Origin of the sequence: Sorangium sp. So ce448 (genome assembly GCF_051520915.1) — a bacterium.
Lineage (GTDB): Bacteria > Myxococcota_A > Polyangia > Polyangiales > Polyangiaceae > Sorangium > Sorangium cellulosum_B.
Map to the genome: position 1 here is coordinate 10,491,064 of NZ_CP150343.1, position 21,048 is coordinate 10,512,111.

The window sequence follows — 21,048 nt, forward strand, 5'->3', positions numbered from 1 at the left end:
GCCACGAAGGGCCGGGCGCGCATCAGCCGAGGACGAACCGCCGGATGCGCCCGGCGAGGCTCCGCACCTTCTCCTCGGCCTCGAGGTAGCGCTCGGCCGCGTCGCGCAGGTGGGCCTGGCGCGACGCCATGAGCAAGCTCAGCTCGATCACGAGCTGCGGGCGCGCCTCGATGATCGGCTGCAGGGCCTCCTTCGTGATCTGGTAGAGCACCACCTCGTCGACGGCGCGCACCGTCGCGGTGCGCTCCTCGCCCGTGAGCAGCGCGAACTCCCCGAAGACGGCGCCCTTCTCGAGCGCGGCGACCGTCGCGTCCTGCCCGTCGGCGTGCCGCACCAGGACCTCGACGGCGCCGGACGCGACGACGAACATCGACGAGTCCCGCTGCCCCTGCAGCACGATCCGATCGAGCGGTCCGTACTCGATCCGGCGCGCCTTCGTGGCGAGCTTGCGGAGCTCGCGATCGAGCAGCGGCTTGAAGACCGGCGTCCGCCGGAGCAGCAGCATGAGGTCCTCGGCGCTCGCCTCCCGCGCCGCCTTGCTCGGCTCCTCGAGCTCGATCGACGGCGCGGCCCCGTGGCCGTCGCGCCGCTGCAGCGCGGCGAGGTGCGACGGGTTCTTCTCCATGTACGCCTCGAGCAGGCTCGCGTTCCGCGGGATGCACTCGTCGCCCGTGTAATCCATGAGGTTCCGCTCGACGGCCCACCGGGCGACGTCGTTCATCGACTTCCGGTACTGCCGGCACGCCGCGGGGAAGATGCCGTCCTGGTCGCCGAAGAGCCCCGTCAGCGCCTCGGGCATCAGGTTGAGCCCGAACAGCCGCATGTCCCCCCGCTGGTGCCAGAGCGCGAAGTCGCGCCACCGCGGTTCGAGGTGCGCGAGCTCCGGGAACGCGAGCACGTTGTTCTTGAGCACGGCCCGCTCCGCGTCGCGGAACACCCGATGCCATGTCTCCTGCGCGTTCCACAGGTTGGGGCCGGCGAGCTCGATCGCCTTCTGCAGGTCCGCGTGGTGGGCGTGTAGGAAGGCGAGCGTGGCCTTCTGCTTGCGCATCAGGTTCGTCAGGCTCACGGGCCCGGCCGCGAAGAAGCCGGCCGCGCGCGGCGCGATGTGCCGCATGTCCCAGACCTGCGCCCACGCCGCGACGTCGATCGACGCGCGGATCGGCGCGAACGCCGCGCCCTCCTCGAAGGCCTCGCGCTCCCCCGGCGAGAGCATGTCCGGGTAGTCGCGCTTCACGGCCTCGAAGATGCCGAGGCACGTGAGCAGCTCGAGGTAGAGGCCCACCCGGAGCAGCCAGCGGGGGTCCGGGAGGTTGCGCCGGTGCTGCTCGAGGTCCTGATGGATGGCCCGGAGGTACAGGAGCGCCTTGTCCATGCCGATGGTCAGCACGGGGAACCACGGGTGATAGCCGACGTGGAGCTCGTCGATCCCGAGCGCCCGCTGCTGGATCTCCGTGTCCGCCTTGACGAGACGGTCGAGCAGGCGCGCGTAGAGCGAGCCGAAGCGGCCGGTGTCGAAGATCTCGATGTCCGTCGACTCGGAGGCGACCGTCCTGCCCGCCTCGCTGAGCTTGATCTCGACGCGGAGCTGCTGCCGGAACAGGCTCGCGAACGTGAACGGCTCGAAGCCGTCGGTGACGCGCCGCCGGAACGACTCGGGCAGCTCGCCCCAGAAATAGCCGCCGCCGGTCTCCTCGCCGGGGGGGTGCGGCACGAGCTGCCGCGCCGGCACGATGGTGGCCACGTAGACCGTCTGGTGGAACGAGTTCCACGGGGCGGGCTCGAGCTTCGGGACGGGGTAGGACGAGGTCGAGACGATCTGCGGGCTGAGCGGCACGTCCATGAGGCCGGGCACCGGGCACGGATCGCCGCCGTCGGGGCTCGCGGGGAGGAACCACGCCGACATGGTCACCTCGAACGGGCGCTCGAAGGGGGCGACGAACGCGTAGATATCGCGCAGCCGGTAGAGCAGCCACACCTCGTCGCCGAGCTCCGACGGGTCGCCGGAGGTGTTGATGCAGCCGACGCGCTCGCTGCACCCGTGCCCCGGATAGAGCGCCTCGTCGACAGGCCGCTTGCCGGGCTCGAACGGGATGAGCTCCAGCGACGGCGAGAGCTCGGCCGACTCCTCCTCCGGGCTCTGGCGCGCCTCGAGCTGGCGCAGGTACTGGCGGACCCGGGCGAGCTTGTCTTCCCAGTCCATGCCCTCCACACGGCTCATCAGCAGCCGCTTGAACTGCCTCTGGAACTCCTTCGGGGTCATCATGCTGCGTCCACCTGAGTTGCCGGGGGCCGGACAGGCCCTCCGCGAGAGCTTACCGGCTTCAGCGCGCGGCGTCGTGCGATCAGCGCGGCGCGCGCGCGAAGCCGAGGGCTCGGCTCGGCGCGGCGCGCGGGGCGCGGCGCTCCGCGATCGGCCGAGACCACGTCGGTGCGAGCCCCTTGCAGCGCCGCGTCTCGGAAGGTACGGGCTCAGGCCCTATGGCTATCGAGATCCGCGAGCTCCGGAAGGGCGACAAGAAGGTCCTCAAGGACTTCCTGAACGTGGTCGACACCGTCTACGAGGGTGAGCCCAACTATATCCGCCCGCTCGACTTGGACATCTCCGATCGGCTCGACAAGAAGAAGAACCCGTTCTTCGAGCACGCCGAGGGGACGGCGTGGGTGGCGTACAAGGACGGCCGGCCAGCGGGCCGGATCACCGCGCAGGTCGATCACGAGCACCTCCGGGTCCACCGCGACGAGACCGGCTCGTTCGGGTTCATCGATACGATCGACGACGCCGAGACGGCCGGGGCGCTGCTCGCCGAGGCCGCGGGCTGGCTGCGCGCGCGCGGGATGAAGCGCATGCGGGGCCCCTACTCGCTCTCGACCAACGAGGAGATCGGCTGCCTCATCGAGGGCTTCGAGCTCCCGCCGGTGATGATGATGCCCTACCACCGGCCGCACCAGGGCCGGCTCATCGAGCAGGCGGGGCTCGAGAAGGTGAAGGACCTCTACGCGTGGGGCTACGAGGTCGGCAACGTCCCCGCCCGGGCGCAGAAGGCCCACGCCGAGGTCCTGGCGATGCCGGAGGTGCACACGCGCTGCGGCGATCCGAAGAACCTGCTCCGCGACATCCGGATCCTCATGGACGTCTACAACGACGCCTGGAGCGACAACTGGGGCTTCGTCCCGATGACCGAGAAGGAGCTCGTCAAGTGGTCGAAGGACGTGCGGCTCATCCTGATGCCCGAGCTCACCAAGATCACGTTCATCGACGGCGAGCCGGCCGCCGTCTCGCTCGGGCTGCCCGACCTCAACCAGCTGATCAAGGACTTCCACGGCAAGCTCCTCCCTGGCGGCATCTTCAAGCTGCTGTGGCGGCTGCGCGTGCGCGGCCCGAAGCGCGGGCGCCTCGTCGTGCTCGGCATCCGCAAGAAGTGGCGCCACGTGCGGCGCTACGCCGGGCTCAGCGCCTTCCTCTACGTCGAGATGAACCGCGCGGCGCATCTGCTCGGCATGGAGGGCGGCGAGCTGGGGTGGACGCTGGAGGACAACGCCGCCATCAACGCGGGCATCCGGCTGATGGGCGGCCGGGTCCACAAGAAGTACCGCGTCTACGAGCGGGCGCTGTGATGGACGCGCGCGCCAGCGCCGGGCGGCGCGGGCCGCTCGACGCGGGCGCCGGCAGCGCGACGTGGGCCCCAGCGCCGAGCGCCGCCGGCGCGCGCTGGGACCGGAAAGGAAGAGGAGCGGATCGATGAGGGTGCTGGTCACGGGCGCGAGCGGGTTCCTCGGCTCGCACGTCGCCGAGCAGCTCGTGCAGCAGGGGCACAGCGTCGTCGCCCTGGTGCGGCGCTCGTCGGACACGAGGTTCCTGTCGTCGCTGCGCGGGGTCGAGCTCGCGTACGGCGCCGTCGAGGACGCGGAGAGCGTCCGCCGCGCGGTCGTCGGCCCGTCGGGCGTCGACGCGATCGTGCACTCGGCCGGGCTGGTCAAGGCGCGCGACGAGGCGGAGTTCTTCCGGATCAACGTCGACGGCACGCGGAACCTGCTCGACGCGACGAAGGCGGCGCCGGCGGGGGCGATACGGCGGTTCGTGTTCGTCTCGAGCCTCGCCGCCATCGGCCCGAGCCTGGACGGGCGCCCCATCGCCCCCGACGCGCGCCCGGCCCCGGTGACGCGCTACGGGCGCTCGAAGCTCGAGGCCGAGCGGCTGGTCCTCGCCGAGAAGGGCGCGTTGCCCGTGGTCGTCATGCGCCCCCCGATGATCTACGGCCCGCGCGACCAGGAGTCGTTCGCGTTCTTCCAGAGCGTCTCGCGCCGCTTCCTCCCGATGCTCGGCGACGGCAGGAACACGCTCAGCGTCATCTACGCCTCCGACGCGGCCGCCGCGTGCATCCGGGCGATCGAGAGCGACGTGCCGAGCGGCCGCGCCTACTTCATCGACGACGGAAGCGTGTATGTGTGGCGCGACATGCTGGCGGACGTGGAGGCGGCGCTCGGCGCGCGGGCGCTCGTCCGCCTCGGCGTCCCGTTCTCGCTCGTGCGCGGCGCCGCGCTCGCGAGCGAGGGGCTCGGCCGCCTCACCGGCAAGGCCGTGATGCTCACGCGCGACAAGCTGAACGAGCTCTCCGCGTCGCACTGGGTCTGCGACTCGAGCGACGCCCGCAGGGAGCTCGGCTGGGCGCCCGAGGTGAGCTGGGCGGAGGGGACGCGCCGCGCGGTCGCCTGGTACCGCGAGCACGGCTGGCTGTGACGTGACACCTCGCCGCGCGCCGTTTGACGCTCGCCCGCGGCCTCCGTACCGTAAATGCATGTTCCGCTGTCCGCCGGTTGCCCCGGGCCTCGTCGCGATGGCGCTCGGCCTCACGGCGGCGCCCGCGCAGGCCCAGGAGCCGCCTCGAAACGGCGCCGCCGCGGCTCCGGACGCGGGCAGCGCGGCGGCGGCGCCGGCTGCGCGCGGCGCGCCGGACGCGCCCGCCGCACGGTCGGCCCTGCGCGGCGCCGTCGTGGTGGCGGTGGACGACGCGAGCGCCGAGGCGGCTCGCTCGCTCGCCCGCGCGATCTACGGCGACCCCGCGCTCCGCCCGCCGATCGACGAGGCGACAGCGCAGGTGCTCGCCGGCGATCCGCCGCGCCCGGACGCGCCGGCCGCCGTGAGGGAGCTCGCGGAGGTGCGCCGCTCCGCCGGGCGCGCCGAGTCCGAGCCGGTCGCGCGCGGGCTGCTCGCGTCGCTCGGCGCGGGCGCGGGCGCGGCGCTCGTCGTCGCGGTGAGCACGGCGCACGGCCACCCCGTGGCGCGCGTGCTCCGGGTCGCGGGCGCGAGTTACGCGCCGCTCGAGCTCGGCGCGACGGTCCAGCGGACCGCCGACGGCGCGGCCGCCCCCGCCGGGGCGATCTTCGGCTGGCCGGGCGCGGGCGCGGCCGTGGGCGCGCTGCTCGCTGGAGACGAACGGAGCGGAGGCGCGGCGGGTCGCGCCGCGACGCCGACCGCGCCCGCCTCATCGCCGCGCGGCGCCTCGGGACCTCGCGGACCTCGCGCCGACGTCGCCCAGGCGGCGCCGAAGTCCGCGGGCGGCGGCGCCACCTCGCCGGAGCCGTCGGAGCGGCGCTCGACGTGGAGCTCCCCCTGGTTCTGGGGGCCGCTCGCGGGCGTCGTCGCGACCGGGATCGTCGTGCTGGTGCTGGCCCAGACGGGCGGCGATGACGGCGACACAGTGCACCTCCGGGGCCGGATCGCGCCATGACGCGCTCCTCCCGGCGCAGACCAGCGGGGCTCGGGCTGAGGCTCGCCGCGCTCCTCTGCGTCGCGATCATCGCCGCGCCCGCGCGGCTCGCCGGCGCCGCGCCCCGCGTCTACGACGCGCCCGCCGCGTCGCGCGACGGCGGCGCCGATCTTCCCGTGCCGCCGCCGCCGCCGGCGTACCACACCGAGGATCTCGGCTGGATCGAGTTCGCCTATCACCCGTCCACCCGCGACCGTGTCCGCCCGCTGATCGCCCGAGCCGGCGACCTGCGCGCCGAGCTCGGCGCCCTGCTTGGGCGCGATGTGCTGACCACGCCGGTGAAGGTCCGGATCGCGGATGTGCCCGCCGAGCTCGACGATCTCATCCCCGGGGGCCTCGCTGGCCCCGTGACGGCGATCTCGTTCGGCGCGCTGCGGCTCGCGGTCCTGAGCGCCTCTCCGCGGCTCGGCGCCGAGACGCCCGATCTCGAGGCATCCTTCCGTCACGCGCTCGCGCACCTCGCCCTGGATGAGGTGACGGGCGGCGCCGTCGTCCCGCGCTGGTTCCACGAGGGGTTCGCCGCCCACGTGGCCGGAGACCGCGGCGCTCGTCGCGCGCAGGAGCTCTCGGTCGCCGCGCTCCGGGGGCGCCTCCTCCCGCTCGACGAGCTCGAGGCGAACCTGACAGGCGCCGAGGACATGGCCGGCTCGCTGCCCTACGCGCAGGCGGCCGACATCGTCCGCTTCCTCGTCGAGGACGAGCGGCGGCAGAGCTTCGTGCGCGCGCTGGCTCAGGTGCGCGGCGGCGTGCCGCTCGAGGCCGCACTCGGGGCCGCCTATGTCTCGACGGGCCGCGAGATCGAGCGCGCGTGGCGCGCCAACGTCGCGCGCCGCTACGGCTTCGTCCCGGTGCTGGCCGGCTCGCTGCTGGCGATCGGGCTGCTTGTCTCCGGCCGGCTGGCCGTGCAGCGGCTCCGGAGCCGGAGGTCGCCGCCGCCTCCCGCGCCGCGCCGCCGGCTCCGCGCGGCGTCGGAGGTACGCCACCGGCCCGCGCGCCCGTCCACGGTCCAGCTCGTCGCTACCCTGGGCGCGCGTCACCGCAACGAGGTCGACGGCGACGCGGACGTCCCGAAGGTGGAGCACAACGGCCAGTGGCACACGCTCCACTGAACGCCACGGACGAGGCCCCTCCTCGGCCCAATCCCGCCGGACCGCAGCGCCGCCTGACGGAGCTCGCGCTCGGCGCGGCCTGGCTCATCGGCCTCGCCGCGGCCCTGCAGATCGTGTCCGTGCTCCTGTCGTCGAGCCCGCTCGCGGCGGCGCTCGCCGGCGCGGTCGTCGCCGACGTCATCGCGGCGCGGGCCGGCGTGCAGTGGACCGACCCTCTGGAGCCGGAGGGCCCAGGCCGCCGCGCGCGCCTCGCCCGTCGCGTCGGGCTCGGCGCTGCGCTGGGCGCGCTCGCCGTGCTGATCACGCTCGGCGCCTCCGCGGTGCTGGGGTGGGTGACCGTCGCGGCCGGGGCGCCCTCGGTGAGCCTCGGCTTCGCCCTGGCGCGCGCGATCGCCCTCGCCGTCCGCGACGAGCTCCTGCTCACCGGCATCCCGTTCGCCGCCGCGGCGCGCGCCGGCCTCTCGCCCCGCCCGGCGCTTGTCTTCTCCGCCCTCGCGCACGGCGCCGCGATCGGGCTCGCGCCGGGCGCGTCCCCGTCGAGCTTCGCCCTCGCGACCGCGCTCGGCGCGCTCGCCGCGGCGCTCTTCCTGCGCGGCCGCGGCGTGTTCGCGGCGGTCGCCGTCCACGCGAGCTTCACCGCGCTCGCGGGCGCAGGTCTGCGCGGCGCCCTGCTGGACGCCACGTGGATCGACGGCGCCCTCGCCGCGGGGACGCAGGCCTCCGGCCCGCCTGCCTGGCTCGGCGCGGCCGTGCTCGCCGTCCTCGCCGCGCTCACCCTCCGCGCCGGCGCCCTGCAGCCTGCCCATCCAGCACGGTAAAGCGCCCCCTCCCGGCGCGACCGCCACGGAGCTCTCGCCGCCGCGCCGGCATGAAGCGCGCCGGACCCGCGTTGTAGTTCCGGACATCGGCGCTGGCGGCGCCGCGTCCATCGCAGCTGCGCACTCGGCCTCTCCCCTTCCACCGCCGGCGTCCGGTTTCCAGCGCTCGGCGCGTCACATCCACCGGACCGACACCGACATTTCACAGCGCCGTGAGAGCACGTGCCGCGCAAGCGGATCGCGGGCGAACACGCGCGGCATCCCACAGCGTCTCACCCCTCGGACACGGCTATGTCATATTTCAGCGCACCGCGTCAAGCACACATTGACGCGCCGCCTTCGAGGAACCAACGATCAGGTATGCACTGCGGAAGGATCCTTCGGATTGCGCCGATGATGCTGCTCGCGCTCGTGTCGACGGGCTGCGGCATGGCGACGATGATCGACACGAACACGCGCTCCATCCAGGCAACGACGGAGGAGATGCGGCGGACCCGCGCGACGATCGAGGATTCGAATCAGACGCTGCGGAGCTCGCAGGAGAGCATCGATCAGCTCGCCGAGCTGCGTCAGCCGATGGAGAAGCTCGCCGAGATGCAGGCGGCGATGGAGCGGCTGGCCGAGCTCAAGGGGTCGATGGACGCAATGCAGCAGAGCATGCGGGAGACCGCGCGCCTCAAGGAGTCGATGGATCGGCTGAGCCAGATGGAGGCCACCATCGCCGCGATGAACGAGAGCCTCGTGGGCATCCGCGGCCCGCTCACGGACGTCGCCGCCCTGAACGCACCGATGCGCGACGTCGCCGCCCTGGACGCGCCGATGCGCGACGTCGCCGGGCTGAAGCAGCCGATGGAGCAGGTCGCGACGCTGCGCGAGCCGATGAAGGAGGTGAGCAAGCTGTCGGCGCCGATGGAGGAGATCAGCCAGCTCGGGGGCGATGCGTCGCGCCAGACCGGCCTCGTCGCCATCGGCCTGCTCGGCTGGGGCGTCGTGACGTTCCTTGGCGTGTACTTCGGCGTACAGGCCGGCACCCGCCGCCAGCAGCGCCTGGCGCAGGGAGACAGGGACTCGAGCGCGGGGCCGGCGCCTGCCGAGCCCGCGCCGCGCGTCCTCACCGAGAGCCGGAGCTTCGAGCGCCGGGCCCAGATCAAGTCGATGTGATCGAGCTCTGCCGGACGCCTGTCCGGCCGGCGAGCTGCGGAGTCGCCCGCCGCCCGCCGTCACATCACCCACCGATCAACGATACGTGTCCCAGTGAGCCGACATGCGATCGGCCTGCCCTGCAGTGAACCCATCCATGCAGGAGTCGTCGGTGTAATCCATGAAGTTCTGGACCGGGTCGAGCCCACCTCCCCGGCAGCTGTCCCTGTTCAGCGGGCAGCCATACGCGGCGCTGCGCTCCGACGCCGTGTCCGCGACGCCATCACCGCTCTTGTGGCAGCCGCCTTCGAACGTGTGGAAGAGGCCGAGCCAGTGACCGACCTCATGCGTACCCGTGTCTCCCTCGTTGTACGGCGCCGCATTGCCGCCGGGTAACGTGGAATGGAGCAGGACGACGCCGTCGTCGGTCGGACGGGCCGCGTAGCTCGAGGGGAACGTCGCCCAGCCCAGCAGACCGCCGCCCGGATTGGCCGTGTAGAGATTGAGGTGGTCTGGCCCACCAATGCGGAGCGCGGCCTTGGCCTGCCGCTCGGCCGAAGAGCCCGACGCCATGGTGTACCAGGTCGCGTTCCTCGTCCGATCGACGGAGGCCAGCGTGAAGCTGAAGCGGGTGTTCGCGTACGCCTCGTTGAGCACCTCGATCTGCTCCGCGATCATCCCGTCCGTCACGTCGCCGTTCGAAACGCCGATGCCCTTGTTGATGACGTGGACGTGCACGGGGATCTCGACCGCCGCGCCCACCGAGAACCCGAGCGCCATCTGTCTGCGGACGGACTGCTCGACGGCTTCCTTCTCAACGTCGCTCAGCTCGACGGTCGCGCAGCCGCGCCGCAGGGGCGCCGGCGCCGCCTCGACCTGCTCGGGCTCGACGTCGACGACGGCCGGCGCATCCTCCGCGGGGGTCGAGGGGTCGGCGCCGCACGCGACGCCCAAGGCAGCGATCAAGACTAAGGCAAATACTTCCGCACACGTCCGAGCTCGCATGGACACTCTCCTTGGTTCATTTCCCCGCAAAGGAAGCATGAATATATATCCGCGATCACAATCGGTTCAATTCCAAAAGGGCTGATTCCACTCGCGACGACCAAGGAAGATTCCATGTCTTGGTCGTTCTGGTCGTTCTGGTCGTCTTACGAGTCTTGCGCTCTCTCGCCGAACGCCGGCAGGCCCCCGGACACGCAGAGCGATGACGAGGCGCAGCGGCCCATGTGGAACGGACACGCCGATTGCTCCAACGTGGATCGATCGCTCCATGATGGAGCACACGTCGAGAGCGGCGCGGACCGCGGGAGCGCCCCTCGACTCGAGATCAGACGACGACGGGGACGTGGCTGTTCCGCCTGTTCCATGTCCTCCGCGCCTTCGGGATCAGGGCCCGCGGAGCTCACCCCGATGTCGAGGCGCTTTCCGAGCGCCGCGCCGCGCGCCCATCCACGCGGTCCGCACGAGGGCAGACGCTGCGTTCTCGCGGGCGGTGGCGCGACGGGCTCGGCGGCGATCCTGCGATCTCGCTCACACTGGCACGCGGCCGACCCGGGCGCTGCGCGGCCGACGGGCGCTGTGCATCGTGATTGCGGTACTCTCCTGGCGACGGTAGATGTCTGGCATGGCGCGTACGAAAGCAGGTCAGTCCGCGGAGGAGCTCCGTGAGCAGATCCGGGCGGCCGGCCTGCGGGCCACATCGCCGCGCATCGCGGTGCTGCATAGCCTCGGCCGCTCGCGGACGCCCGTCAGCCACGCGGAGCTCGCTGCTGAGCTCGCGCCGAAAGGGTGGGATCGCGCCACCATCTACCGGAACCTGATCGACTTGACCAACGCCGGGCTCGTGCGCCGCACCGACATGGGCGACCACCTCTGGCGGTTCGAGCTGCGGGAGTCCACCGGAGCCCACGCGGCGGACGAGCACCCGCACTTCATGTGCGACACATGCGGCGATGTGCTCTGCCTCCCTGACGAGAGCATCGAAATCAAGGCGGCGCGCGGCGCGCCGCGCGCGCTCCGGCGCAAGGGGCTCCAGATCCAGATCAAGGGCCGCTGCGATCGGTGCGTGCAGGCCTGAGCGGCGGAGCAGCCCCCGGTCATCGGCGACCCCCGGCCACCGGCAGCCCCGAGCCGCGTGAATGACGCGGCGCTTCGCGGCGCTCAGCGACCACAGACGGCTGTTCGCATCCTGGTTGCAACACCAATTTGATATTGATTAGGCCACGGGGCTCGGGCATAGCCCACCGCGCCCATGCTCGCGCTCGTCGTCGTCCTGTCGATCGCCGGCCTCGCCGCGGGGCCGCTCCTCGTGGCGCTCGGCCGGCGCCAGGCGCTGCCGACGTCGGCGCTCGACGGGCTGACGCTCGGCCTCGTGCCCGCGCTCGTCCTCACGCGCCACCTGCCGCACGTCGTCGAGGAGATCGGGGCGCAGGCGCTCCTCTGGGCGGCGCTCGGGTACGCGGCGCTCGGGCTCACGGAGCACCGGCGGCGCGACACCGGCGAGGTGCTGGGGCGGGAGATCGCGTTCTCGGCGCTCGCCGTGCACGGGCTGCTCGACGGCGCCGGGCTCGCGCTGGCCGTGGCCGCGGCCGACAGCGGCGCGGACGGGGTGCTCTTCGCGAGCGCCGTCGTCGTGCACCGGCTGCCCGAGGGGCTGTCGCTCGCGGCGCGCTTCCTGCCCGCCTGGGGCTGGCGGCAGCTCGCCGCGCGCCTCGGGCTCCTCGGGCTGCTCACCGTCCTCGGCGCACTCCTCGGCCAGGGCGCCGTCGAGAGCCTCCCCCACGAGTCGTTCGAGGTGTTCATCGCGTTCGGCCTCGGCGTCCTCCTGCGGCTCGTGGTCCACACGCACGAGGCGCCGCCCCGGGGGGCGCGCGCGCGGACGGCGAGCGCGATCGCCTTTGCCTCGGGGCTCTGCGTCGCGCTCGCGCTCCCCAGCCCGGAGAGCTCCTTCACGAGCGCGCACGCGTCCGAGCTGTCGTTCGCCGAGTCGCTCGGCCCGCTGTTCATCGAGACGGCGCCCGCCGTGCTCGCCGGGCTCGCCGTGGCGGGGCTCCTGCGCGCGTTCGTTCCGAGCGTCCTGCATCGCGCTATCGGCTCGCTGCGCGGCGGCGCGGCGCTGCCCCGGGCCGCCCGCAGCCTGGCGTCCGGGCCGCCGCTGCCCCTCTGCGCCTGTGGCGTCGCGCCGCGCATGCAGCGGCTCCCGCGCGCGAGCGCGCCGGTCGCCGCGCTCGTCGCCGTCGTCCTCTGCGCGCCGGCGCTCGATCCTGCCGGCGCGCTGCTCTCGCTGCGGATGCTCGGCCTGCCGTTCACCGCGGCGCGCGTCGCGGGCGGTGCGCTCCTCGCCGTGCTGGTCGCGCTCCTCGTCGCCAGGGTGGCCAGGACGAAAGGCTCGAGCGCTGCGCCCTCCGGCGGCGCGCCGCCCGTCGTCGCCGGGACCGTGGCATCGCCGGGCGCGCGGCTCCGCGCCGCCGTCGCCGAGGCCGTCGGTCCAGCGCTCGATCACATGGCCGCCTGGTACGTCGCGGGCCTTGTGCTCGCCGCCGTCCTCGAGGCGGCCATCGCGCCGGCCGCAGCGCGCGCGCTCGGCGCGCCGGACGACGTCCTCGTGAGCGCGCTCCTCGCGGTGCCCGCTCACGTGTGCGCGCACGGCGCGGCGCCTCTCGCCGCCGTGATGATCCACAAGGGGCTCCCGGTCGGCGCGGCGCTCGCCTTCCTCGTGGCGGGGCCGGCGACCCACATCGCGGCGCTCGCCGGCCTGCATCGAGCGTTCGGAGCGCGCGCCGCCGCCGCCTCCGCGCTCTTCAGCGTCGCCTTCGCCGTCGCGCTCGGCCTCGTCGCGAACGCCTTCGTCCCCCTCTCGGCGATCCCGGACCTCCACGACCTCGCGCCCCAGGAGCACTCCACCTTCGCGTGGGTCTGCGCGGCCGCGCTCGGCGCGCTCCTGATCTCGAGCTTCATGAGGCTCGGCCCTCGCGCATGGCTCGGCGGCATGCGCGGCGCCGGCGACATCGGTGCGTCCGGGCCAGAGGACCCGCATGCGCCCTGCGCACACGCACATCGCTGCAGCGCGAGCGGCGCACCGGACGACCGCGGCGCGCCGTCCACGTGACGCCGGCCTCCCCGGAACGTCGTTCCAAGAGCTCACGCTCGCCGCTCTACCTCACGCGCCGCTCGCCGGTCTCCCTCGCGCGTCGTCCCGCGGCCTTCACCTCACGCGCCGGAGCTACGGCGCGGGGCGGCGCGGCGATCACCCTAGCTGGACCGAGCCGTGGTGATCGCAGTGATCGCCGTGCGGATGGTGCAGGTGCGCCCCGACGAGGTAATCGAAATGATCGCCGTGGGGTACGGCCTGATGGCCGCAGCCTGCCCCGTGCGTGTGCGCCTTCTCGTGATCGGCGCATGCATGGCTCGGCGTGCACGCGTCAGGGTTCTCCTTGCCGACCGAGAGCACGTGCTCATCGAAGTGATCGCCGTGCGGGTGATGCAGGTGTCCGTCGTGCAGGTAATCGACGTGGTCTTCATGCCGCAACGCCTGATGTCCACATCCCTGCCCATGAACATGGGCGTGCGCTTCATGCGTCTGGTGGTCGTCCATCGACTTGCATCCTTTCCATCAATGCTCGCTTCGAGCTCGGGTGACGGCTCGACGCGGGGCCAACATGGGGCCCCGACGCGCACCACCGCAAGGAGCAACCTGGCGCGCATGCCGTGGGCGAGCCGACCACGCTCGCTCGCCCTGCGTCGCAGCGGCGCTCAGCGGATCCAGTACCTGCCGATGAGCACGAGCGCCATCGCCCAGAGCACCACCCCGATGCCCGCCGCGACGAGCATGGCCTTTGGCAGGCGCCTGCCGTGCTGCACGAGCCGTCCCAGCGTCCCGGCGGCGTCGCCGCCCCGCGCCGCCGCGCTCTCGGGTGCGAGGGCGACGTCGCCGCCGAGGCCGATGTCCGAGGCGCGCCGCCCCTTCTGTCCCCGGAAGCGCTCGGCGCGCAGCTCGCGGAGAACGGCCTCGAGCTCCTTCGCGAGCGCGTCCGCCGAGGCGATCCGCTCGTCGCGCTCGCGGCGGAGGCACGCTTCGACGAGCTGGCAGAGGTGCGGCGGGAGCCCTGGCCTGCGCGCGGCGATCGGATCGCAGTCCTTGCTCAGGATCCGGACCATCAGCGCGTTGTAGTTCGGCGCCTCATGCGGGGTCGTCCCGGTCAACGCCTCGTACATGACGACGCCCAGCGACCAGATGTCGGCGCGAGCGTCCACGTCCTCGCGCCCTGCGGCCTGCTCGGGCGACATGTACGCCGGCGAGCCGACGACGCAGCCCGTGCGGGTCAGCGAGAAGTTGTGCTCCTTCTCGAGGACCTTGCTGATCCCGAAGTCAAGGATCTTCCCCACGAGCTCGCCCAGGTGGTTGCGATGCACATAGATGTTCGCGGGCTTCAGATCGCGGTGGATGATCCCCTGCTGATGGGCCATGTCGAGCGCCCGCGCGAGGCCGAGGAAGAGCTCGACCAGCACCTCGGGCTCGATGGTGCCCTCGCGCCGCAGCCACTCGTCGAGCCCCTCGCCGACGAGCAGCTCGAACACGAGGAACGGAGAGCCGTCCTCGGCCTGACCGAGGTCGAGGATCTCGACGATGCTCGGGCTCCGCAGGCGCCCGCTCGCCTTCGCCTCGTTGAAGAAGCGCTGGAGCGCGACGGCGTCCCCGGCCACCTCGGGGCTCATCACCTTGAGCGCCACGTCGCGGTCGATGAGCACGTTCTTCGCGGCCCACACCGACCCGCTGGCGCCTTGGCCCAGGAGCTTCACGAGCCGGTAGCGCGACTGGATGAGATCGCCGGGGTTCACTGCTGCGCCGAGGTGTCGCTGGGGAGCTGAAGGAACTGAGAGAACCGAGGATACGGACGAACCGGCGGGCCAGAGGACCGCGGAACCGAGGAACCGAGGAGGAGCTGGCTTTACGCCGCCCCCGTCGGATCCGGACCGCAGGATAACCCGAGCCATGGACGAGCGGTACCGCGGTGCGGCGCGCTCCAGCAGGAAGCAAAAGTTCGCGGCGCGAGGGGGCGACAACCCGCCTCGCCGCCTCCGCGGGCACAGAGATCCGTGGATTTTCCGATACCGCGACGCCTCGACTCGGCGTCACCGGCGCTCGCCGAGCACGACGGCGAGCGATGAAGAGGCCGGGCAGCGGGGGGCACAGCGCAATTTTCTTGTGCGCCGGCCCCTGCGCTGCCCTCGGGGGTGGGGGCGATCAGACGTCGTAGTAGAGGAAGAACTCGTGCGGGACCGGGCGGAGCCGGACCGCGTCGACCTCGCGCTCGCGCTTGTAGTCGAGCCAGGTCTTGAGGATGTCGCGGGTGAAGACGTCGCCGCGGAGCAGGAACTCGTGGTCGCGCTCGAGGGCGCCGAGGGCCTCGTCGAGCGAGCCCGGCATGTGCGGCACTTCCTTGAGCTCCTCGGGCGAGAGCGCGTAGATGTCCTTGTCGAGCGGGTCGCCCGGATCGATCCGGTTCTGGACGCCGTCGAGGCCGGCCATCATCATGGCGGCGAAGGCGAGGTACGGATTGCAGCTCGCGTCCGGGAAGCGGACCTCGATGCGGCGGCCCTTCGGGCTGTTGCCCGGGGCCAGCGGGATGCGGATCGACGCCGAGCGGTTGCGGCTCGAGTACGCGAGGTTCACGGGCGCCTCGTAGCCCGGGACGAGCCGGCGATAGCTGTTCGTCGTCGGGTTGGTGAGCGCCGCGAGCGCCTTCGCGTGCTTCAGGATGCCGCCGATGTACCAGAGGCCCGTGTCGGACATCCCGGCATAGCCGTCGCCGGCGAAGAGCGGCTTGCCCTCCTTCCAGAGCGACTGGTGGCAGTGCATGCCGCTGCCGTTGTCGCCGAAGAGCGGCTTCGGCATGAACGTCACCGACTTGCCGTTCTTGCGGCCGACGTTCTTGATGACGTACTTGAACCACATGAGGTTGTCGGCCATCGCCGTCAGCGTCGAGAACTTGATGCCGATCTCGCACTGGCCGGCCGACGCCACCTCGTGGTGGCCGACCTCGACCCCGATGCCGGTCTCGATCAGCGTGGACATCATCTGCCCGCGCAGATCGCCGAGCGTGTCGGTCGGCGCGACGGGGAAGTAGCCCTCCTTGGACCGGATCTTGTGCCCGAGGTTCGGGCCGGCCTTGCCGGAGTTCCAGACCGCCTCGTCGCTGTCGATCTCGTAGAAGGCGCCGCGCTGCGAGCTCTCGTAGCGGACCGAGTCGAAGACGAAGAACTCGGCCTCGGGCCCGAAGTAGGACGTGTCGGCGATGCCGCTCGCGCGGAGGTGATTCTCGGCCTTCTGGGCGATGTAGCGCGGGTCGCGGCCGTAGGGCTGGCCGGTCACCGGGTCGCTGATCTTACAGATCATGCTCAGCGTCTTCTGGGCATGGAACGGGTCGAGCTTCGCCGTCGACGGATCGGGCGTCATCAGCATGTCGCTCGCGTTGATCGGCTGCCATCCGCGCACCGACGAGCCGTCGAAGCCGATCCCCTCCTCGAAGAGATCCTCGTTCAGGCGGGACGCCGGGATGGTCGTGTGCTGCCAGATGCCGGGCAGATCGATGAACTTGAGATCGACAAATTTTACGTCGTTTTCCTTCGCAAACGCGACGACATCTTTCGCCTTCATGATCTTCTCTACCTCGCTGACTCGCTGCTCTCGCTGTATGTGACTCGACGGTGCGCGGGCTCGTGCTCGCTTCTCGGTTGTCGGTTGCCGATCTGTCGATCTGTCGATCCTCGAGCCTGTGACCCGCCGCGAATGCCCTGTGACACTCTGCCGGCGGCGCGCCTCTTAGATGGCGTCCTCGCCGCGCTCACCCGTGCGGATCCGCACGGCCTCCTCGACGGGGACGACGAAGATCTTGCCGTCGCCGATCCGACCCGTCTTGGCGCTCTTCTCGATGGCGTCGATCACGTCGCTGACCATGCTGTCCGGCACGACGATGTCGACCTTCACCTTCGGCACGAAGTCGACGACATACGCCGAACCTCGATAGACCTCTTTCTTGCCGCCGGTCCGACCGAAGCCCTTTACCTCGGTCACCGTCATGCCCTGAATCCCGACCTCGGCGAGGGCGTCCTTGACCTCGTCGAGCTTGAACGGCTTGATGATCGCCTCGACCTTTTTCATTGCGCACGCCTGTGGTGACCGGGTACGCGCCAGGGGTGAAGACCCGGGCGCTCACCCGAAAGGCCCCGCCGGAGCAGAGCTGGTAAAGGGGGGACACCTCCGCCGGCGGCCTCCCATCGATGTGCCGGGCACCGCCCGGCTTCCGATCCGTGACGGGGACGGCCCGGTCCACCGAGCCTTGCCCGCCACTGTCAACGACTCAGGGACCCATCCAGCGGAGCCGGATCGGCGACCCTTCACCCCGGACGCTGGCGCGCGACCGAAGGTCCAGGCTGGTGTACCCAAGCTCATGTTTCCGGAATGTTTCGCGCACCGTGCGAGCGTGAGAAAAGTGCATCGGACGTCAGAAAATCGGAGCCCGCTTACTTTTTTCACAGCTCTACCTGTGCAAGGCAGAGCTCGCTTGCGCGGTGGCGGCGCCGGGGGGGTGAGAATTAACTTACGCACCCCGCCACCAGAGCGGTGGCCCCGCCTGATTCCATGAGCGGCCCGGGGTGGAATCCGTTTTCACGGTGCCGTCGTGGAACCGCTGAGCCCGCTCGTGCGGCGCCAGGGAGAGGATCGGGCCCCTCCCTGACGGGTCATGCTGCGCTCGCCATTGTTCTTGTGACGCGGCTCGAATAGGCTGCGCTGGCGAATCCAGTCGCGGGACAGCCCTGCCTGATGGCTTTGCCGAACAAAGCGAAGATCCCGGTAGGCACGGTCCTCGCCGGAAAATACCGCATCACACGCGAGATCGGGCGCGGCGGCATGGCTGCCGTGTACGAGGCCGAGCACATCGACATCGGCAAACGCGTGGCGATCAAGGTGCTCGCCCAGGAGCTGACGACCTCAGCCGTCGTGGTCGAGCGCTTTCTCCGAGAGGCCCGGGCCGCCGCGTCGATCCGCAGCCCCTTCATCTGCGACGTCTACGACTCGGGCAAGCTCGACGACGGGCGGCCCTTCCTGGTGCTCGAGCTCCTCGAAGGCGAGTCGCTGTACGAGCGCATGACCGTCATCAGGTACCTCGACCCCGAGACCACCGTGACGGTCGTGTCCCAGGTGTGTCGAGGGCTCACCAAGGCGCACGCCGCCTCCATCGTCCACCGCGACCTCAAGCCGGAGAACATCTTCCTCACGAAGGATGAGGAGGGTCGGCTCTGCGCGAAGATCCTCGATTTCGGCCTCGCGAAGTTCTACGCGCCGGTCGACGGCGGCGACGCGCAGGCGCGGCTCACCCGCGAGGGCGCGGTCTTCGGAACGCCGGCGTACATGAGCCCGGAGCAGGTGCGCGGCCAGGGAGCGGTCGACCACCGCGCGGATCTCTGGGCGCTCGGCTGCATCACCTACGAGTGCCTCACCGGCCGCACCGTCTGGCAGACCGAGCAGGGCGTCGCGATGACGTTCGCGCAGATCGCCAACGCGCCCCTGCCGCAGCCCGCGGCGCTCCGCCCTGACCTCCCGGCGAGCTTCACCACGTGGTTCGAGAAGGCGCTCGACCGCTCCATCGATCGGCGGTTCCAGACCGCGAAGGAGTTCGCCGACGAGCTGTCGGTCGCGCTCGGCGTCGCGCAGCCGCCGCGCGGCGCGGAGCCGTCCCAGGCGGGGCTCGTCATGCCGGGCAGCGACGGGCCGGCCGACCTGTCGTTCGACCCGCCGGGGGTCGTCCGTGTGACCCCCAACGAATCGCGGCGGACCGTCCCGTCGGGTCCGGCGGAGCGCGGGGGAGATCCGTTCGCCGGGCTGGACACCTCGGGCGCGCCCGGCGCCGCGATCGCCGGGCGCATGAGCCAGGGCGCGGGGCAGCAGATCACGTTCTCCGGGGGCTCGGGCGAGACCTCGATCCCCGATCCGCTGGCGCACGCATCAACGCCGAAGCGAGGCGGCGCGGGACGCGCGCTCGTCGTGTTCGGCGTGCTCGCGCTCGTCGCGGGCGGCGCCTACGCGGGTTACCGCCAGTTCCTCAAGCCGACGGCCCTGCCGCCCGTCTCGTCGAGCAGCGCGGCGCCATCGGCGAGCAGCTCCCCCTCGGCGTCGGCGTCCGCCGGGGCCAACGTGCCGGCGCGCACCGACGCCCGCGTCGAGCCGCCCGCCCTGGCGTGGCCGCCGCTCGTCGCGCAGGCGCAGGAGGCGGTCGCCGCCGGCGATCTCAAGGCCGCGCTCAGGCTGCTGAAGGACGCTCAGGACAAGGGCAACCACCCCGTGCCCCGGACCCTGATCGAGCACGTGCAGGTCGCCCTGAAAGACGCGAGCGGCAAGGCGCCTTGCGCGCTCACCGGCATCGCGAGGCCGCGCACGCACGATCTGGTGCGCGAGGGCGGCCGCGTCGTCGGGGCCAGCCGGCCCTCGATCGCGCTCGGGCCGCGCGGCGCGGTGGTCACCTGGACGGACTCGCACGAGGGCGGCACCGAGCACGCCTACACGACGACGCTGGACGGCGCGCTGCGGCCGTCGTCGCCGGCGCTCGACGTGACGCCCGAGGGCCGCGCCATCGGACGCCCCGAGCTGACCTCCGCAGGCGATCGGCTGGTGCTCACCTACTGGGACGGCAAGGGGCCGGAGGCCGGCGTGCACGTGCGCTGGCTCGACGCCAACGGGCGGATCGATGGCCCCGCCGTGATGATCGCGCCCTTCCCTCGCGGAGGGAACTCGTGGCCCTCGCTCGCGCGCGCCGCCGAGGGGTTCCTGATCACGTGGTCGGACGACGGCGACAACGCCTCCGAGGACCTCTTCATGCGCCGCCTCTCGCCGAACCTCGATCCGGCGGGCGAGATCATCCGGCTGACCGACGTCACCCCGACGGGCCCCTCGAAGCCGCGCGTCCGCTTCCCCTCGGTGGCGGTGGAGAACGACGTGATGCACCTCGCCTTCCGCTTCGATCGCGAGCCGACGCGGGTCATCCAGTACATGCGCCTCCCGCTCGCGAACGCCGGCAAGGGGCTCCCGCCGGCCAGCCCCGGCAAGCGCGCCGACCGCGCGCTCGGCGACCTGTCGCTCGTGAACAGCGATCGGGTCCGGAGCGACAGCCCCTCGCTCGCCTGCGGCGCGGGCGGCTGCTTCGTCGTCTGGCACGGCGAGGCGCCGCTCGGGGGCGCGTCGGCCGCCTACATCGATCCGGCCAAGGGCCAGCCGCTCTGGCGCAAGCGGTTCTCGAAGTCGGGCGCGCGCCCGTCGATCGCGATCGCGCCGAGCGGGCAGGCCCAGCTGGTCTGGTTCGAGGGGGGCCGCATGCTCACCGCGTCGATCAACCGCGACGGCATCGGCGCGCCCACGAAGTTCGCCCGCATCAGCGGGGATCAGCCGGCGCCCTCGATCAGCCCCGGCGCGAAGCCTGGAGAGTGGTATGTCGCCTGGCTTGACTACGAGGCGGGTCATCTCGAGCCCTACGCCGCCCGCATCCAGTGCCGGTGACCCCATGCTCATCCTCCCACCTCGAAGCGAGGTCCGCGCCCGTCCCATCGAGACCGAGCGGCTGATCCTCGTGCCGATCGACCCGTCCGACGGGCCAGAGCTCTGGCTCGCGGTCAACGGCTCGCGCGCGATCCTCCAGCGCTGGCTGCCCTGGGTGCAGTTCCACACGGATCCGGCCGCGAGCGTGCGCTTCGCCGAGGCGTGCGCCGCCGACTGGGATCACGGCAGGGCGCTGCGCTTCGTCATCCGCGAGCGCGCGCACCGCTCGCTCGCCGGGGTGGTCGGGCTCGAGGCGTGCGTCCACCTGCACCGCTCTTGCGAGCTCGGCTACTGGCTCCGCAAGGAGGCGACCGGGCGCGGGCTCATGACCGAGGCCGCGAGGGCCGCGCTCGGGTTCGCGTTCGGCCACATGGGCGCGCACAGGGTGCGGGTTGCGGCCGCGACGGACAACCATCCTTCCCTCGCGGTCATCGGCCGGCTCGGCTTCCGCTTCGAGGGGATCGCCCGGCAGGCCGAGTGGTGCGACGGCCGCTGGCTCGACCACTCCGTCTTCGCGCTCCTGGCGACCGATCCCAGGTAAAGCCGCCCACGAGTGCGCTCGGTCGCTAGTTCCCTTCGCGCGCCCGAGGTAGCCCGTGCGCCGCCCGAAGCGCGCT

The 21,048-nt window shown here is 72.0% G+C and carries 16 protein-coding genes; 10 read left to right on the plus strand and 6 right to left on the minus strand.

Annotated features, from left to right (window positions below; all coding sequences use genetic code 11):
• Window positions 1–22: 22 nt before the first annotated feature.
• On the minus strand, window positions 23–2,266 hold the full coding sequence (locus tag WMF45_RS39515; RefSeq protein WP_437711109.1) for a cyclic nucleotide-binding domain-containing protein: 2,244 nt from the start codon (window positions 2,264–2,266) through the stop codon (window positions 23–25).
• A 215-nt stretch (window positions 2,267–2,481) separates the two neighbouring features.
• Here WMF45_RS39515 and WMF45_RS39520 point away from each other — a divergent pair, with 215 nt between their 5' ends.
• The 6 genes from WMF45_RS39520 (at window position 2,482) to WMF45_RS39545 (ending at window position 8,859) form a co-directional block, all read left to right on the plus strand.
• Window positions 2,482–3,618 carry a hypothetical protein gene (locus WMF45_RS39520; RefSeq protein ID WP_437711110.1) on the plus strand — a complete coding sequence of 379 codons (1,137 nt, stop codon included), beginning with the start codon at window positions 2,482–2,484 and terminating at the stop codon, window positions 3,616–3,618.
• A 124-nt stretch (window positions 3,619–3,742) separates the two neighbouring features.
• On the plus strand, window positions 3,743–4,741 hold the full coding sequence (locus WMF45_RS39525; protein ID WP_437711111.1) for an NAD-dependent epimerase/dehydratase family protein: 999 nt from the start codon (window positions 3,743–3,745) through the stop codon (window positions 4,739–4,741).
• A gap of 58 nt (window positions 4,742–4,799) precedes the next feature.
• On the plus strand, window positions 4,800–5,732 hold the full coding sequence (locus WMF45_RS39530) for a hypothetical protein (RefSeq protein ID WP_437711112.1): 933 nt from the start codon (window positions 4,800–4,802) through the stop codon (window positions 5,730–5,732).
• Complete coding sequence (locus WMF45_RS39535; RefSeq protein WP_437711113.1) at window positions 5,729–6,880, plus strand: peptidase MA family metallohydrolase; 1,152 nt, start codon at window positions 5,729–5,731, stop codon at window positions 6,878–6,880. The genes WMF45_RS39530 and WMF45_RS39535 overlap by 4 nt, the downstream gene beginning before the upstream one ends.
• Window positions 6,862–7,698 carry a CPBP family glutamic-type intramembrane protease gene (locus tag WMF45_RS39540; RefSeq protein WP_437711114.1) on the plus strand — a complete coding sequence of 279 codons (837 nt, stop codon included), beginning with the start codon at window positions 6,862–6,864 and terminating at the stop codon, window positions 7,696–7,698. The genes WMF45_RS39535 and WMF45_RS39540 overlap by 19 nt, the downstream gene beginning before the upstream one ends.
• Before the next feature lie 393 nt (window positions 7,699–8,091).
• Window positions 8,092–8,859 (plus strand): hypothetical protein, encoded by a 768-nt coding sequence (locus WMF45_RS39545; RefSeq protein WP_437711115.1) that lies wholly within the window; start codon window positions 8,092–8,094, stop codon window positions 8,857–8,859.
• Between the two features lie 75 nt (window positions 8,860–8,934).
• Here WMF45_RS39545 and WMF45_RS39550 read toward each other — a convergent pair whose 3' ends face one another.
• A complete protein-coding gene (locus WMF45_RS39550; RefSeq protein ID WP_437711116.1) occupies window positions 8,935–9,843 on the minus strand; it encodes a zinc metalloprotease in 909 nt (302 codons plus the stop codon).
• A gap of 622 nt (window positions 9,844–10,465) precedes the next feature.
• Here WMF45_RS39550 and WMF45_RS39555 point away from each other — a divergent pair.
• A complete protein-coding gene (locus WMF45_RS39555; protein ID WP_437295011.1) occupies window positions 10,466–10,918 on the plus strand; it encodes a Fur family transcriptional regulator in 453 nt (150 codons plus the stop codon).
• Window positions 10,919–11,092: 174 nt separating this feature from the next.
• Window positions 11,093–12,949 (plus strand): permease, encoded by a 1,857-nt coding sequence (locus WMF45_RS39560; RefSeq protein ID WP_437711117.1) that lies wholly within the window; start codon window positions 11,093–11,095, stop codon window positions 12,947–12,949.
• Window positions 12,950–13,087: 138 nt separating this feature from the next.
• On the opposite strand, the gene WMF45_RS39565 is transcribed toward WMF45_RS39560, so the two are convergent.
• The 4 genes from WMF45_RS39565 to WMF45_RS39580 all read right to left on the minus strand — a co-directional run bounded on the left by WMF45_RS39565 (window position 13,088) and on the right by WMF45_RS39580 (window position 17,002).
• Window positions 13,088–13,435 (minus strand): hypothetical protein, encoded by a 348-nt coding sequence (locus WMF45_RS39565; RefSeq protein ID WP_272102879.1) that lies wholly within the window; start codon window positions 13,433–13,435, stop codon window positions 13,088–13,090.
• Between the two features lie 158 nt (window positions 13,436–13,593).
• Window positions 13,594–14,679: a serine/threonine-protein kinase gene (locus tag WMF45_RS39570; RefSeq protein ID WP_437711118.1), complete on the minus strand. Its 1,086-nt coding sequence runs from the start codon at window positions 14,677–14,679 to the stop codon at window positions 13,594–13,596.
• A 406-nt stretch (window positions 14,680–15,085) separates the two neighbouring features.
• Window positions 15,086–16,498, minus strand: coding sequence for a type I glutamate--ammonia ligase (glnA, locus tag WMF45_RS39575; RefSeq protein WP_437545073.1), 1,413 nt, complete (start codon window positions 16,496–16,498; stop codon window positions 15,086–15,088).
• A gap of 165 nt (window positions 16,499–16,663) precedes the next feature.
• Window positions 16,664–17,002: a P-II family nitrogen regulator gene (locus WMF45_RS39580; RefSeq protein WP_012239819.1), complete on the minus strand. Its 339-nt coding sequence runs from the start codon at window positions 17,000–17,002 to the stop codon at window positions 16,664–16,666.
• Between the two features lie 663 nt (window positions 17,003–17,665).
• Between WMF45_RS39580 and WMF45_RS39585 the strand changes: the two genes are divergently transcribed.
• Together WMF45_RS39585 and WMF45_RS39590 are read left to right on the plus strand one after the other, a co-directional pair.
• Entirely contained in the window at window positions 17,666–20,392 is a 2,727-nt protein-coding gene (locus WMF45_RS39585) for a serine/threonine protein kinase (protein WP_437711119.1), read from the plus strand.
• Between the two features lie 4 nt (window positions 20,393–20,396).
• Window positions 20,397–20,972 carry a GNAT family N-acetyltransferase gene (locus WMF45_RS39590; RefSeq protein ID WP_437711120.1) on the plus strand — a complete coding sequence of 192 codons (576 nt, stop codon included), beginning with the start codon at window positions 20,397–20,399 and terminating at the stop codon, window positions 20,970–20,972.
• Window positions 20,973–21,048: the final 76 nt, after the last annotated feature.